The following is a 13,837-nucleotide window of genomic DNA, read 5'->3' on the forward strand; positions in this document are numbered from 1 at the left end:
ATCGTATTCTTGGCCTATGCGTGATGACAACGATATTCACATGGCCGGCACTGCGTTTTTAAAGGGCGTCGGCTACGGTCGGCGCTATCCTTCCCCGCCCTGAAGGACGGGGCTTGCCGCGCCTTTTGGTCAATGGGATCCCTCTCCTCAGGGCACGACCAACACCGGGCAGGGGGAGAGATCGATCACGCGGTGGCTCACGGAGTTGTTCTGCCCCTCTCCAGATAGGGTGAGGCCGCGGCAGCCCATCACAATCAGGCTGATCTCCAGCTCGTCTGCCACATCACAGATGACAAAAGGTACCTTCCCCTCTCGATACTCACTCTTGACGTTGCTAAGGCCGATTTGATGCAGGCCAGACTCCGTTTGCTTAAGCAGGTTGTGGATGTTCTGCCGGGCTTGCTCGGCTCGCTCCGGGTCAAGCTCCGTATCATCCAGCACAGAAAGCAAATACACTTGGCTCTTGTAGCGCTGTGCTATGTCCGCCACCAAGGGCAAGGCGTGGCTGGTTTCACGCGAGTTATCGATGGGAAAGAGCAGTTTGTCGAACATAGCCGAGGATTCCGCGGTCAAGCCCATTCCCTATCCAAGTTGGGGGCTTGCCCTATTCTATCAATTTTACCGGGAGCTCAATGGCCTCATTCCACCCCTGCCCGTTTTCCTGTTGTCAGGGGCTCCACCTGGGCTGCTTCGCCCTAGCTGCAAACGGAGCTCCTCTGCTGTTTGGATGAGTAGCCATTCTATCATCCCGCGAAAGTCCAGCCGCCCTAAGCCATGCTGGGCTGAAGTTTACGCAATTCCTGCCAAAAATCCATTATTTTCAGATTGACCAAACTTGGAAAAGAATGATGAAAAAAGTGTCGCCCCCCAGGGCAAAACCACATTTGATCCCCTGGCTTTAGGTGGTTTCTCCACTTCTCGAGCGAAGCAGGATCCACAATGGGGTCATCCTTGCTGGCGCAAACCAACATCGGCACCGACACTTTCTGGGCTGGAATCGCTATCACCTGAAATAGGGAGTGAGGTATGGGAGAAGTATCCAAATCTTTAGCCAGAGCATAGGAGAGTGAGCGTGCTCGCCACTGTTCTGAAGTAGGTAGAAGGCTCTGGGCTATACGCACCAAGAGTTGTTCCCGACTCCAGCAAAAGATTTTTCGCTGCACATAGAAATGGGCATGCCAAGTGGTAGCAGGCCAACCTCCCACGGCCAGCAAGGTCAGAGACTGTACCCGCTGTGGGTAACGGCAGGCAAAAAGATAAGCGGCCACCCCGCTCAAGCCGTGGCCGATAAGATGAACGGGTCGATCCCAAGCTTTGAGATATTCGTATAGCAGCGTGATTACAGTCTCCAGGCTACAAGGCTCATCCTGGGTTTGGTGGTACTCCCAGTAGGCTATCCGAAAGCATTTCCCCAGGGATCCTAATAAAGGCTGATCAAAGAGCTTGAGACTGGGAGAAATGCCCAGATACAGGGCCTCAAAAGCGAGCGCAGAAGCGGAGCTTAAACTCATATTCGCTATTCCATCTCGACTGTTAAAACCATCAAGGCTGCTAGCCAAACAAAAGATCTACAAAGTCCAGTAGCCAGAAACCAACCGGCAAAGTGCGGTTGAACCATGCAATTGTGAACAGTGCAATTGCCATTGGAAAATGCGGCCCAAAGGATCCGAGCCGATCTGGATAGAGGAGAGGGGACAATACCCCTCTCCTTTCTGCAGATCCCCGAACCAGGGAGCCTCAAACCTCATTCACAGCCCAGGCAAAATCTGGGCCAACACGTCCGCACTGTTCAGGAGCATGTAGGCAAACAGGGCACCGCCAACGCCGCCCACCAGAAACCCTCCCGCCAACTGGCTCCAGCCGGCACGGGTGCGCAAGTTTTCGGGCAAGTCCTCCGATCCTGCCGGTACTCGCACCGGCTGAGGGGATCCCTGCGATTCGGCCATCAGTTGCACGCCCGGCGTCGGATAGGCCACCTCGCCGTAGGGGGTATTGACCACTGCCACCAGCCGCGAGCGAGGAAAGGACACCCGTCCGTAAATGGAGAGACAAACCGTCAGGATCAGCACCAGGCCGATGGTCGCCAGCGTCCCTGCCGTCAGGGCCTGCTCCGAATTCCGCAGCGGACTCAACTTGTAAAACGGCCCCACCAGGAAGTACCCATGAGCCATGCCGATCTCCAAGCCGCGCAAAAAAGGAGAGAGGCCCTCCCGGTAGATGGGCAGGTTTTGCAGCAGCAGCAGGGTGAGATCGCCCCGGTTTACCGGCGTGTCCAAGTTGCCCACCTGCGGATCTGTGGCTCGCACCCAGCCCCCGTGCTGGAAGTCAAAGCCGCTGGCCGCCGCCCGCGCCCGGATGGCATGCCAGATGTGCCCCGCCAAAAACAGGATCCCCAAGACAAAGTGGGCTGTAGCCAACCAGGTACGGCTGCTCACCACACCCATCTCGTCGGCAGCCAGCCCCAGCGGCCCGTAGAAAGCCACCGGATAGGCGATCTCGTTGACGCTGACAAAATAGGCCGCCAAGATGCCCATGTAGGCCAGGGCCCCCAGGCTGTAGGAGAGGTAGGCTTCGCCCGAGTAGATCAGCACCTGCTTGGCCCAGGCAAAGGGCCGTGTGGCTATGTGCCACCATCCCCCCAGCACACAGAGCAGGCCGACATAGATGTGCCCTCCCACCAGATCTTCCAGATTGTTCACGGCGGCCATGCCCTGCTGACCCATGAGCGGCGTCAGGTAGGCAAAGATCCGCAGCGGATTGAGGGTGGGATCCGCAACGATCCGCACGCGGCCCAGGTTGGCATCGTACAGCCCTCCCCAAAAGAGAGCCTTGGCCACCAGCAGCCATGCACCCAGCCCCAGCAGCAGCAGGTGGATGCCGAGGATGGTGGTCATCTTGTCGTCATCTTCCCAGTCGTAGCCGAAAAACTCGGCAAAGGTTTTCCCCTTGCTCAGCACCTCTGGTCCCAAAAGGGCATGGAAGATCCCTCCTGCCCCCAGCACTGCCGAGGCAATTAGGTGCAGAACGCCCACGACAAAAAAGGGATAGGGATCCGTAACCACCCCTTCTGCGTTGACGCCGATGCCCAAGCTGGCCAGATGGGGCAACAAAATCAGCCCCTGGCTGTACATAGGTTGATTTGGATCCCAGTGGGCCACCTCGAACAAGGTCATGCCGCCGGCCCACAGCATGATCAGCCCCGCATGGGCCACGTGGGCCCCCAGCAGCTTTCCGGATAGGTTGAGCAAACGAGCATTCCCTGCCAACCAACTGACCTGAGGGGATCCCTCAGCAGAAGTAGGCGATGAAGATAGAACTGCGCCGGTCATGACAAACTCCCACAGTATCAATGACAAGTTAAGAAGCCGGGTTTGAATTACAGATTGAAGAGCGTTTTTAGTTTAGCCGTCCACTCTTTAATTCGTTTTTCCGTCAGCTCTGGTTGGTTATCTTCGTCCAGAGCAAGGCCGACAAACTCACCGTCAACCACTCCCTTAGACTCGTTGAACTCGTAGCCTTCTGTAGGCCAGGAGCCGACATTTTTGCCGGCACGCTCGGCAATTTTTTTGGCCAGGATCCCCATGGCATCTTGAAAGTTGTCGGGATAGCCCAACTGATCCCCAACTCCAAAGTAGGCTACCGTCTTACCGGAAAAATCGATCTCATCCAAATTTGGGAAAAAACCATCCCAATCAGCCTGAAGCTCCCCAATATTCCAAGTTGGACAGCCGATGATTAAGTAGTCGTACTTCTCAAAGTCCTCAATGCTGGCCTCGGCAATGTCAATTAAATCTACATTGTCTTCGCCCAGCTCTTTTTGAATCATCTCGGCAGCTCTTTCGGTATTTCCGGTTTGAGTGCCGAAAAATAGACCTATTTTTGCCATTGCTCCTACCTCGAAACTGCAAGTGCGAAGCTCAAAATCAGATGGCTAGATAGTCAATGCCTTCAGCGTGCCGTTAGGCCTGCTGTGCAGCGAGCTCTACTCTGCCGGTACGGAAATTGAATCCTCGGGCTTTCAGGGCATGGAAAAGGTGGCCCTGAAGGAAGAAAAAGGCCAGCCAAAAGTGGGCATTGGCCAGCCAAACCCTAGACGTGAGAGCCTCTCCTTGCTCAAAAAAGGGATAGCGATCCAAGCCCACCTGCAGCAGCGGCCCATAGAAAACTTCGGGATAGACCACTGGGTTAACGGCAACGAAATAGGCGGCAATAAATCCCATCAAGGCCAAAGCTCCCAAGCTGTAGGAAAGATAAGCTTCCCCAGACCAGATAAAAATCCGTTCTGCCCAGGCAAAAGGCTTGGTCGCGATATGCCAAACCCCACCTGACACCAGGAGCAAGCCCAGCCAGAGGTGGCCGCCCACCACGTCTTCTAAAGTGTCCACCCCGGCGATCCAGTGGCGCCCTTCTATGCCCAACAGGTGGCCAAAGGGGTTCCAGTTGGGAGACACCAGGCGCACCTCTCCTGCCACCGGGTCGAACAAGCCGCCAAACACCACTGCCTTGAGCACCAAAAGCCAGGCTCCCAATCCCAGCAGCACCAGGTGGATCCCTAGGATGGTGGTCATCTTGTTTTTGTCTTGCCAGTCGTAGCTAAACAGGGGAAAGGCTTTGGGATCCAGCACCGCCGGCCCGCGCAGGGCATGAAAAATGCCGCCAAACCCCAAAAAGGCAGAGCTGATGAGGTGGATCGCTCCCACCGCAAAGTAGATATCCGTATCCAGGACTTCCCCGCCGGATCCCACCCCCAGCCCCAAGCTGGCCAGGTGGGGCAAGAGAATCAGCCCCTGCTCATACATCGGTCGGCTGGGGTCAAACTTGGCCAACTCGATCAGGGTCATCGCCCCTGCCCAGAGAACGATCAGCCCGGCATGGGCCACATGCGCCCCCAGCAGCCGGCCAGAAAGATCGGTCAAACGGGCGTTGCCCGCCCACCACGGGATCTGTTGTTGCGAGCTAGATCCCCCTTCTTGCTTGAGTGTCGTCGCTGTCATCTCCGCTCCTCTTGCGTTTCTAAACAAGCTTTTCTAGGAAAAGGCCAGAGACCTTGCCCCAGGCCCGCCTCTGGCCGCACGGACACATCCTTTCGAGACACGTAACCAACTGTTGAGAGTAAATCTCAACAGCGAGCTGTGACCTACTCTAGGCTTCTTGCAAACAAATATCAATGTCTTTAGAGTTAAGTTTTGTTAAGAGTCGGACTTGTATCCGCCCATAGCCCCACCTGGGGAAGCTGCAGATGGAAGCTGGCCCGCAGAGGGACGAGCCGGGCGATCCGGTGGCAGCCGGTGATAAAAATCTCTCCCTTCTTAAGATTGAGTCGCAATAGCTGGATTACAATCAAGCCAAAGTTGGCCAAGTCGAGGGCAAAGGAGTCGGAGGAGATGTCGAGGTATCTGAAGCTGTGGACGGGGATAGGGCTTTATGTTCTGGTCAGCGGGGCCGCTTGCGGGGAAACCCAAAAGGATCCCTCGGCTGCGGGCGGCGGGGATCCACCGGCCCTGAGCCAGGCTTCGCCTCAGCAGGCAGCTCAAATGAACCCGGAGTGTCGGCCTATCCCGGTGGATGGCGGCGGCGAGGGTGGGGAAGAAGGGGCAGGCTCTCGCCGGCCAGCCGTTGTGCTCTCTCCTGAGCAGCGGTTTCAGGATCGGCAGATTTTGCTCGACTTTGCCGATCAGGTGGTGATCCCTGCCTATGAGCAGTTGGTCGCCGATACCCAGGCCCTGTCTCAGGCCATCCAGGCCTTCGTGCAAGATCCCAATGCCCAGACTTTGCAAGCGGCTCGCCAGGCTTGGTCTGTTGCCCGCATCACTTGGGAGGAGAGCGAGGCTTTTGCCTTTGGGCCGGCGGCTTATTTGGGGCTGGATGCGGATTTGGACGAATGGCCCCTGAACGAGGTGGAGGTGCTGGAAGTTCTCAACAGCGGCGATCCCCTCACTCCAGAGACCGTGGCCGAGTTGGAAAGCGGGCAAAAGGGATTTCATGCCGTGGCCTTCTTGCTCTTTGGCGTGGATAACAACAAGTCTTTGCAAGACTTTACCGAGCGGGATCGGGAGTACTTGGCTGCCCTTGGCCCAGTTTTGGCGGATACGGCGGCAAAGCTGCTCAAAAGCTGGACAGAGGGAGTGCAAGGGCTGCCTGCTTTTCGCGAAGAATGGGTAAAAGCCGGCGAGGGCAGCAAGAGTTATCTCACGCTGCAAGCTGCTGCTGAAGAAATAGCCCAAGGTATTCTCGGCATGTTGGACGAGCTGGGCAAGGTCAAAATTGGCGAAGCCTTCGCCCAGCAAAATCCTTTTCTGCTGGAAAGTCGCTTTGCCCACCATTCGCTGCCGGAGTTCCAGGCCAATGTGCGCAGCGTTCAGTATGCTTACTTGGGCGGATTTAGAGATAGAAAAGGTCGTGGCCTGAGCCAATTTGTCCGGGACATCAATCCCAATTTGGATAGTCAAATTCAGTCGGAGTTACAAGCAGCGGCGGCGGCTCTCCAGGGGATCCCTGCCCCTATCGAAAAAAGCCTTTGCGATGCCAATGCCCGTGGATCTATTACTGCCGCTATGGAAAAAATTGAAGACGCTTTCGACAGCTTTGCTCAGGAAGTTGTGCCGCTCCTGCAGTAGTAAGAAAGTCCCAAAAGAGCTGAGTTGCCGATATTTTGATAGCCGATGCGTCGTCTTCTCCAGATTTTCATGCTGGGATTGGCCTCTCTTTGGGCGGCGAGCTTTCTGGCTTTCCCCGCTGCCCCAGAGGGATCCCAGCCATTGCCCCCTCGAGCGGGTGGCGAAACAACCCTTTGGAACCGCACCTCAACAGCCTACGAGCAGCCGGCTCCCAACTTGGATCCCCGCTGGGCCAGGTTGCATGCCCTGGGGGACATCGCCTTTGAGGCTCGCTTCGTCACCGCTCCGGCGCCTGTTAACCCCGGCCTTGGGCCTCTGTTCAACAACAACTCCTGCGCCGGTTGTCATGTTAAAAACGGCCGAGGTTTTCCTGACAAGGGGCAGCGGGTCGTCAGAGTCAGCCAGGTTGGATCCCTGGATAGAAGCGGGGATCCCCAGCCTTTTGGATGGGAGGCCATTGCTCCTCATAGCAACACTCCCCCTGTGGCCGGCATCGGCACGCAGGTTCAAGAAAAGGCCGTTCGGGGCTATCGGCCAGAGGCCAAGGTGGAGTTGCACTGGGTAGAGCAGACCAGAGAGTACGCCGACGGAACTCCCTACAGGCTGCGTTCTCCTGTTGTAAAGCTGTTAACTCTGGAGGGATCGCCCATCGATCCTGTCCTCATCTCCCTGCGGATCCCCCAGCCGGTGTTTGGAGCGGGCCTACTGGAGGCCGTTCCCGCTTCTAGGATCCTGGCAGCAGCCGATCCTGACGACGCCGATGGGGATGGCATCTCTGGCCGCCCCAACTTGGTTTGGGATCAAGAGCAGCAGCGTCTGGTGCTGGGACGGTTTGGTTGGAAAGCCAATACCCCCAACCTCAGGCAACAAACTGCGGCCGCCTACGCCAACGACATGGGTGTCACGAATCCTCTTTTTCCGGCCGCGGATGGCAGCCAAGATATCGACGAGGCCACTCTCCAAGCGACAACCGTTTACGTGCAAACCCTGGCCGTGCCTGGCCGCGCCCTTTGGCAGGATCCCCAAGTTCAGCGAGGGGAAAAGCTCTTCGTCCAAGCCCAATGCGCCAAGTGTCACCGACCAGAGCTACAAACCGGCATTCATGAGATCCCTGCCCTGGCCAACCAAGTCATCCACCCCTACACCGATTTGCTGTTGCATGACATGGGCGAAGGACTAGCAGATGGCCGCGCTGACTTCGAGGCCACGGGCCGAGAATGGCGCACCCCCCCTTTGTGGGGCATCGGCTTGTCGCAGACAGTTCTGCCCTCCTCCGGCTATTTGCACGATGGCCGCGCCCGCAGCCTCGAGGAGGCCATTCTCTGGCATGGGGGAGAAGCTGAACGCTCCCGCGAGATCTTTAAAAATATGGCTGCTGAAGACAGAGAAGCCCTGCTCTATTTTCTTCGATCCCTCTAGAGCTCTGCCCATTTCCGCAGCAGGTTCGCGTAAACTTTGGAGATCAAATCAAAGTGGCGTGTCTTGCCCGATTCCTGAAACATCTGCTGCCGCACAGTCTGTAAATCAAAGAGGATCTCGCGTTCTTGCGGATCCCTAATTAGGCTTTGAACCCAACTGACGGCAGCATAGCGGATCCCACGGGTTACAGGCTCAACTCGGTGCAAGGTGGAAGCAGGATAGAGGATCAAAGCACCCGCCGGCAGCTTGTAGGCTTGCTCCCCCTCGCTACTCTCGATCTTCAGCTCACCGCCATCATAGTCTTCAGGGGCACTTAGAAATAGCGTAAAGGAAATATCCGTGCGCATCAGCTGATGCCGATCGAGCATCAGCGCATCGTCGGTATGAGTGCCATAGGACATTCCCGCTTCGTAGCAGCTAATTAAAATGGAATGAATGAGCTTGGGCCGGGCAGCCATCTGGAACAACAAATTACGCTCTAGAGCTGCCAAGATAATCTCCTCTATCTTCCGTTGCTGAAGGGATCCCTTTGGCATTTGCCTATTGTTTTTGACAAGCCTGGCATTCCAGCCTGCCGTCAGAGCACCATCCACAAATTCAGCATCGGCTATGAGGGACAGAATCTGTTGCAATTCTGCTAAACTAAGAACATCGCCAATACACAAGATCATTATCAACCTCTAAAAAGCAAAATACATGACACCTTCTACACTAGCAAAACAAGCCTTATGAAAATCATGCCTACTTCGAGCATCCCTCGGAAACCTTAAGCATCTAGCAGAGAAAGTAGAGATCTTTTGCCCTATGCAGCCACCTTCTGGTATTCGACAAAAAGAGCTCTGCGAGCTATTGGGCTTAGACTACAAGGCTGTTGCCACCGAGGCAAAGCGTCTGGGCTTGAGCACACATGCCTATCTGCAACAGAAAACAGGTTGGATCCTGAAGGATGAACTCTATTATCCGCCCGGCACTACCTTTGACAAGTCAGCAGATGGCGAGTCAGTAGGATCGTCCCCTACCCCCTCAGAGGATTTGTCCTCTAGCAGCAAAATCAATTCCAGAAAAAGGAAAGACATCCTCTCACTGCTGTTGTTGCTTGTTGTCCTGTTAGCTGCCATCTTGCTGGCCCGTCGCTTAGATCCAGAGGCAACTCGAGAATTTATAGCAAAACTAGGCCCCTGGGCACCCCTTGCCCTGATTGGATTACGCTCCCTGAGTATTATTATTCCTGCCATACCCAGCACCCTTTACTCCATCTTGGCAGGAGCCCTCTTTGGATTTGGATCGGGAATCCTTTACATTGCAATTGCTGATTTTATCTCTTGTACACTTAACTTCTACCTAGCCAGAAAGTTTGGTAGAGACCTAGTACAGCGAGTAGTTGGGCGACAATGGATGTACAAAGTCGATGCCCTTTCAGCTAACTATCTGGAAAACAATATTTTTCTTACAGCTGGTTTTTTAATGACGGGCCTATTCGACTTTGTCGCCTACGCCGCCGGCCTAACCCAAATAAAATGGCAGAACTTTCTTCTCGCCCTAGCTTTGGGCATTGCCGTCTCTACACCCCCAGTAGTGGCTCTGGGGGCAGGGATCCTAGAGCAGGGAAGGTGGCTGCTGGGCTTTGCTTTGCTGGGAATGTTTGCTTTGGCGATGTTAAGCGGCTGGCTGAGTAAAAGGCGGCGTTCTTAACTTGCCTTTGATAAAGTCAGAACAAAAGCAAGGTCAGCAGTGGCTTCTAACTCATGGGGAACATTTGCCGAAATTAAGACAAATATGCCCGGAGATAGAGAGATCTTCTCACCTGCAAGGGTTAAGACTCCAGTTCCTTCAATGACGTGGAGAGTAGCGTCCCTTGTGGAGGTATGCTCGGAAATACTTGTGCCTCCCGCCATACAGAAAAGAGTATGTTGGCAGACTTCACTTTTCCAAATGATCTTGCTGAGAACTCCTTCCACAGAATAAGCAATGTGATCTTTGAGCTGCAAAAAAGGTGACTCAGGGGAGACAAGAGACATCATTAAGCCTCCTTCTTGGCAATCAGTATGATGTAGCCTAGGTTATTTCGATATCGGCTAAAGATTTGCTTCATAGATAAGATCCGCTGCCGGATTACAGGACGTGTAAGCACATTCCACACCATAGTTAAGAGCGTCGGCAATCCTTCCTCTGTAGCAATAGCAACGGGATTGAGCAAAGTTAAGGGGCCGGTGGCATACTGGACAACCGTAAGATTTGCTTGCTGAACAGTTGCAAGCCAGCTGTCAGTAGATAAAGGATTGGCATTGACATGGATTACGGAGGATAACTCCTTGCGGATAGCGTCGCTGTTGGATCCCTCAACTCGCAGCTCATGGCTGAGGAACTTACCCCCTGGCTTGAGGCAATTGTAAATCCCTGACAAAATCTTAGATTTTCCTGCATCGGACTGCATTGTTAAAATAGCTTCCGCCAAGACATAGTCAAATTTCTGATCGATTTGATCTAGGTGAAAGATATCGCCCTCGAGGATCTCAACTTGGCCGGCTAGCCCTGCTGCAGAAACATTAGCGCGAGTGCGAGCAATGTTATCTGGATTTTTCTCAATGCCGGTAACATGTATGCCATAGCGCTTTGCCAATCGAATAGCCGTGTAGCCAAGGCCTGAGGCAAGTTCCAGCACAGTTTCTCCTCGACGGAACTCGGCAAACTTGAAGAGCCGTTCGGTAGCGCCAAAGCCCCCCGGTCGAAGTGCCTTTTTACCTGCCGCAGCCAGTACCTGGTGTCCAGGTGCATTTTTTAAGTCCAGCTTAGACATAGGTAACTCCAAAGCTTTGCAGAATTGGGAAATATAGCATGGAGCAGATAGTGAAGACTTCTTTACTACTGATCAATCCATCCTCCTTCCGAAGTTGGTTTGCTAAGTGCTGCTATTGTACCCCTTGAGTCCTTGACAGGCTGTACCCTGTGGCCATCTGTTTTGAGCTTGGCTGTGAGCAACTCATCACCTTCTATAATGAGAGATGCCCACAGCCGCAAAGAAAAACTTATTTTTCTCAGCTATTCGAAAAATCGAATATTAGAGAAGAGGAAAAGTTGAGGGGATGAACTTTTTTGGCCATCCTGCTCTTCCCAAATTCTTCTCTCAACCAGAATCCAATACCGACCTATTTTTTGATAACGATCTTCGTAGATCATCTTTGCTTGAGTTTTTTCTCCAGTTCCTGGGCTACAATACTCAGCAGTGTAGTGAGTGGGTAGGTAGCCCTCACCTGTATCGTAAAACTCTTGAACTGAGACTGTAATTGTCCGATTGGCAAGATGGCGATGTACCATTTGAATGTGCTTGCCCTGAACCCAGTACCTATCGGTAGAAGATAAGCCCGAAACAAGAACTTCAGTGATGTCTGAATTTTGTGGCTCTCCATAGGCAAAGGTGTGGCCACCGTGTTCCTCGTCGAAGGAATGACGAACGCGATGCACCATGACTTCCCACATCTGTTCCCGTATTTTCTGGCGGATCTCCTCGTCCTCGACGCCGGCAACATCGATCTTCATGTTGCGGTCAATACTCACAACTCCTGAGAAGGAGAGGCTGCTGTCACCTTCTTTGGGAAAGTAGGTTATCTCAGCTCGGTAGCCAGGAAAGTCTTTGTCCCAGGTGTAGCGATTCTCAAAAGCCTCCTTGAATAGCTCTCGGGCCGGAGCTTGCTGTGCTGCCATAATCTCCTCCTTAATGAGAAATTTTACTATTTAAATCCTAGTAGAGGCTGATGGCTGGCCTTGGGATTTTAAGGTTTCCTTATGACTGGCCACCCGCTCAGCTCTCTTGTTCTCGAAATTTCTCGAAGTTCTTGGCGGTTACCGATGGGCAGGAAGGCGGAACCTCAATCCTTCACTTGGCCTGAGGGGAGCCTTGAAGTTAATGAAAACCATTGGCAAGGCGCTGTCCACTGGCAACAGAGGGAGAGAGCTAAGCTAAAGCTCGGCGCTGTTGGCCTTTTGGCGACAAGCTGGCAGGAAGAGAGTCTGCTTTCTCAACTCACTCCATGTCCAAAATCCAACCCCTGAACCCAGAGCGGATCGCCCAGATGGCCGCGGGAGAGGTGATCGACTCGCTGGGGGCTGCTCTGCGAGAATTGCTGGAAAATGCCCTCGATGCTCAGGCCACCCGCATTCAGGTGGAGATCTGGCCCAGCCGCTGGCAGGTGCGGGTGGCCGATAACGGCCAAGGGATCCCCGCTTCGGAGCTGGAGCAGGTGGCCCGTCGCCACACCACCAGCAAGTTGGACGGTTGCAGCCTGGGGTTTCGGGGCGAAGCCTTGCACAGCCTGGCCCGGCTGGGATCCCTGGCTATCCAAACCCGCCACGTTTCTGATGCTCACGGCTGGCTGGCCGCCTACGACCGACAGGGGGAGCTGATCCACAAGCAGCCGGCAGCCACTGCCTTGGGAACGGTGGTCACGGTTGCGGATTTGTTTGCCGACTGGCCTCTGCGCCGTCGGGCCTTGCCCCAAACTCGCCCGCTCCTGACCCTGGTGCAGAATGCAGCCCTAGCCCATCCCTGGGTCAGTTGGCAGGTGCATCAGGAAGGGCAATTGCTGCTCAGCCTCTGGCCGGGAAAATCTCTGCAAGATCTGCTGCTGCAGGTGTTGCCGCAGGTGGATCCCACGGATCTGCGCTATCGGCGGATCCAGGATGGGGATAGCGATTGGGAAGTGGTGCTGGGCCTGCCGGATCGCCTGCATCGCCCCCACCCCGATTGGATCCGTGTGGCCGTAAACGGACGGTTTGTGCAGATGCCCGACTGGCAACGGCTGATCCAGTCGGTTTTTCACCACGCGTTGCCTCGCCACCGTCATCCACTGGTGGTTGTTCACCTGCGCCTGCCCCCAGAGCAGGTGGATTGGAACCGTCATCCTGCCAAAAGCGAGCTCTACCTGGAGAATCTGACGGCCCGCCAGGAGCAGTTGCGCCAACACCTGCACTCCCTTCTGCAATTGGGATCCGGGCAAGCCAGCCGCCGCTCTGTGCATCTGATCCGGGCCAGCGAGGCCAAGGTGGTCTATCGAGTCTCGCCCGATTTTCAGAGCCATCTTCCTCCCTCTGACCGCCCAACTTCTCCCTTGCCTCCCCTCAGGGCGCTGGCCCAACTGCATCGGATCTACATCTTGGCGGAGCATCCCCAGGGGCTATGGCTGGTGGAGCAGCACCTGGCCCACGAGCGAGTTCGCTACGAGTACATCCGGCAGCATTGGCAACTGGTAGCACCGGAGACGCCCATAACGCTGCAAGGACTATCGCCCCAAGCCCTGGAGCGGTTGGAGCAGTTGGGGCTGGAGCCAGAACCCTTTGGCCCCAATACCCATCTCATTCGACGCATCCCTCTGGCTTTAGGGTCGGAAGATCCGGAAGAGGTACAGGGATCCCTGCTGGAGCTCAGTGGTTGTCAAGATTTGCAGGCAGCCCAGGTAACAGTGGCCTGTCGTGGCGCCCTGCGCAACGGGATCCCGCTGACCCTGGAGCAGATGCAAAAGCTGTTGGAAGCTTGGCAGCGCACCGCCAATCCCCACACTTGTCCCCATGGCCGACCGGTGTACCTGGCCCTGGCAGAAAGAGATCTAGCCCGCTACTTCCGCCGCCGTTGGGGTCTCTGCGACCGGCCTATCTCCGACTCCAAACTGGGATCCCTGGGGGAGCTGGATCCGCTGGGAGATAGGTTTGCCGCCCAGGTGCGGCGCTCAAGCGGCTCTTCTGCGTCGGAGCCCACGGACGAGGCCAGTTCTGCCCCACTATAATCGGGGGTGTCCAACTGCTGAAAC

13 protein-coding genes and 1 pseudogene are annotated in these 13,837 nt (G+C 55.1%); 5 read left to right on the forward strand and 9 right to left on the reverse strand.

Annotation, left to right across the window (positions count from 1 at the left end; all coding sequences use genetic code 11):
• Positions 1 to 147: 147 nt before the first annotated feature.
• From ACVWZF_RS12745 to ACVWZF_RS12765, 5 genes are all read right to left on the reverse strand, one after another.
• On the reverse strand, positions 148 to 552 hold the full coding sequence (locus tag ACVWZF_RS12745) for a universal stress protein (protein WP_011433838.1): 405 nt from the start codon (positions 550 to 552) through the stop codon (positions 148 to 150).
• A gap of 215 nt (positions 553 to 767) precedes the next feature.
• Positions 768 to 1,511, reverse strand: coding sequence for an alpha/beta fold hydrolase (locus ACVWZF_RS12750; RefSeq protein WP_011433839.1), 744 nt, complete (start codon positions 1,509 to 1,511; stop codon positions 768 to 770).
• Between the two features lie 237 nt (positions 1,512 to 1,748).
• On the reverse strand, positions 1,749 to 3,329 hold the full coding sequence (locus tag ACVWZF_RS12755) for a chlorophyll a/b binding light-harvesting protein (RefSeq protein ID WP_011433840.1): 1,581 nt from the start codon (positions 3,327 to 3,329) through the stop codon (positions 1,749 to 1,751).
• A 47-nt stretch (positions 3,330 to 3,376) separates the two neighbouring features.
• Positions 3,377 to 3,886, reverse strand: coding sequence for a flavodoxin FldA (gene fldA / locus ACVWZF_RS12760; protein WP_011433841.1), 510 nt, complete (start codon positions 3,884 to 3,886; stop codon positions 3,377 to 3,379).
• Between the two features lie 73 nt (positions 3,887 to 3,959).
• Complete coding sequence (locus ACVWZF_RS12765; RefSeq protein WP_011433842.1) at positions 3,960 to 4,994, reverse strand: chlorophyll a/b binding light-harvesting protein; 1,035 nt, start codon at positions 4,992 to 4,994, stop codon at positions 3,960 to 3,962.
• A gap of 390 nt (positions 4,995 to 5,384) precedes the next feature.
• Here ACVWZF_RS12765 and ACVWZF_RS12770 point away from each other — a divergent pair, with 390 nt between their 5' ends.
• Together ACVWZF_RS12770 and ACVWZF_RS12775 are read left to right on the forward strand one after the other, a co-directional pair.
• The gene (locus ACVWZF_RS12770) at positions 5,385 to 6,617 is read left to right on the forward strand and encodes an imelysin family protein (protein ID WP_011433843.1); all 1,233 of its coding nucleotides are present in this window, start codon (positions 5,385 to 5,387) and stop codon (positions 6,615 to 6,617) included.
• A 45-nt stretch (positions 6,618 to 6,662) separates the two neighbouring features.
• Complete coding sequence (locus ACVWZF_RS12775; RefSeq protein WP_011433844.1) at positions 6,663 to 8,036, forward strand: di-heme oxidoreductase family protein; 1,374 nt, start codon at positions 6,663 to 6,665, stop codon at positions 8,034 to 8,036.
• Here ACVWZF_RS12775 and ACVWZF_RS12780 read toward each other — a convergent pair.
• Positions 8,033 to 8,707, reverse strand: a complete 675-nt coding sequence (locus ACVWZF_RS12780) for a Fe2+-dependent dioxygenase (protein ID WP_011431398.1) — start codon at positions 8,705 to 8,707, stop codon at positions 8,033 to 8,035. The two genes, ACVWZF_RS12775 and ACVWZF_RS12780, sit on opposite strands and share 4 nt — an antisense overlap.
• 133 nt (positions 8,708 to 8,840) lie before the next feature.
• Between ACVWZF_RS12780 and ACVWZF_RS12785 the strand changes: the two genes are divergently transcribed.
• Complete coding sequence (locus tag ACVWZF_RS12785) at positions 8,841 to 9,728, forward strand: TVP38/TMEM64 family protein (protein WP_228375352.1); 888 nt, start codon at positions 8,841 to 8,843, stop codon at positions 9,726 to 9,728.
• Here ACVWZF_RS12785 and ACVWZF_RS12790 read toward each other — a convergent pair.
• A complete protein-coding gene (locus ACVWZF_RS12790; RefSeq protein ID WP_011433845.1) occupies positions 9,725 to 10,057 on the reverse strand; it encodes a cupin domain-containing protein in 333 nt (110 codons plus the stop codon). The genes ACVWZF_RS12785 and ACVWZF_RS12790 overlap by 4 nt on opposite strands.
• Positions 10,057 to 10,833, reverse strand: a complete 777-nt coding sequence (locus tag ACVWZF_RS12795) for an SAM-dependent methyltransferase (RefSeq protein WP_011431400.1) — start codon at positions 10,831 to 10,833, stop codon at positions 10,057 to 10,059. The genes ACVWZF_RS12790 and ACVWZF_RS12795 overlap by 1 nt, the downstream gene beginning before the upstream one ends.
• A gap of 11 nt (positions 10,834 to 10,844) precedes the next feature.
• Here ACVWZF_RS12795 and ACVWZF_RS12800 point away from each other — a divergent pair.
• A pseudogene (locus ACVWZF_RS12800) lies at positions 10,845 to 10,961 on the forward strand (IS630 family transposase); the annotation flags it as partial.
• A 114-nt stretch (positions 10,962 to 11,075) separates the two neighbouring features.
• On the opposite strand, the gene ACVWZF_RS12805 reads toward ACVWZF_RS12800, so the two are convergent.
• Positions 11,076 to 11,738, reverse strand: a complete 663-nt coding sequence (locus ACVWZF_RS12805) for a DUF3386 domain-containing protein (protein WP_011431401.1) — start codon at positions 11,736 to 11,738, stop codon at positions 11,076 to 11,078.
• A gap of 326 nt (positions 11,739 to 12,064) precedes the next feature.
• Here ACVWZF_RS12805 and mutL point away from each other — a divergent pair, with 326 nt between their 5' ends.
• Positions 12,065 to 13,813, forward strand: coding sequence for a DNA mismatch repair endonuclease MutL (gene mutL / locus ACVWZF_RS12810; RefSeq protein WP_011433846.1), 1,749 nt, complete (start codon positions 12,065 to 12,067; stop codon positions 13,811 to 13,813).
• The last annotated feature ends 24 nt before the right edge of the window (positions 13,814 to 13,837 follow it).

It is taken from the genome of Thermostichus sp. OS-CIW-30, assembly GCF_054060215.1.

What these genes read in the sequence shown, in the direction of transcription:
- ACVWZF_RS12755 (WP_011433840.1), bottom strand. Translation starts at nt 3,329, where the DNA reads ATGACCGGCGCAGTTCTATCTTCATCGCCTACTTCTGCTGAGGGATCC.
- ACVWZF_RS12745 (WP_011433838.1), bottom strand. Translation starts at nt 552, where the DNA reads ATGTTCGACAAACTGCTCTTTCCCATCGATAACTCGCGTGAAACCAGC.
- ACVWZF_RS12775 (WP_011433844.1), top strand. Translation starts at nt 6,663, where the DNA reads ATGCGTCGTCTTCTCCAGATTTTCATGCTGGGATTGGCCTCTCTTTGG.
- ACVWZF_RS12795 (WP_011431400.1), bottom strand. Translation starts at nt 10,833, where the DNA reads ATGTCTAAGCTGGACTTAAAAAATGCACCTGGACACCAGGTACTGGCT.
- ACVWZF_RS12790 (WP_011433845.1), bottom strand. Translation starts at nt 10,057, where the DNA reads ATGATGTCTCTTGTCTCCCCTGAGTCACCTTTTTTGCAGCTCAAAGAT.
- ACVWZF_RS12805 (WP_011431401.1), bottom strand. Translation starts at nt 11,738, where the DNA reads ATGGCAGCACAGCAAGCTCCGGCCCGAGAGCTATTCAAGGAGGCTTTT.
- mutL (WP_011433846.1), top strand. Translation starts at nt 12,065, where the DNA reads ATGTCCAAAATCCAACCCCTGAACCCAGAGCGGATCGCCCAGATGGCC.
- ACVWZF_RS12785 (WP_228375352.1), top strand. Translation starts at nt 8,841, where the DNA reads ATGCAGCCACCTTCTGGTATTCGACAAAAAGAGCTCTGCGAGCTATTG.
- fldA (WP_011433841.1), bottom strand. Translation starts at nt 3,886, where the DNA reads ATGGCAAAAATAGGTCTATTTTTCGGCACTCAAACCGGAAATACCGAA.
- ACVWZF_RS12765 (WP_011433842.1), bottom strand. Translation starts at nt 4,994, where the DNA reads ATGACAGCGACGACACTCAAGCAAGAAGGGGGATCTAGCTCGCAACAA.
- ACVWZF_RS12780 (WP_011431398.1), bottom strand. Translation starts at nt 8,707, where the DNA reads ATGATCTTGTGTATTGGCGATGTTCTTAGTTTAGCAGAATTGCAACAG.
- ACVWZF_RS12770 (WP_011433843.1), top strand. Translation starts at nt 5,385, where the DNA reads ATGTCGAGGTATCTGAAGCTGTGGACGGGGATAGGGCTTTATGTTCTG.
- ACVWZF_RS12750 (WP_011433839.1), bottom strand. Translation starts at nt 1,511, where the DNA reads ATGAGTTTAAGCTCCGCTTCTGCGCTCGCTTTTGAGGCCCTGTATCTG.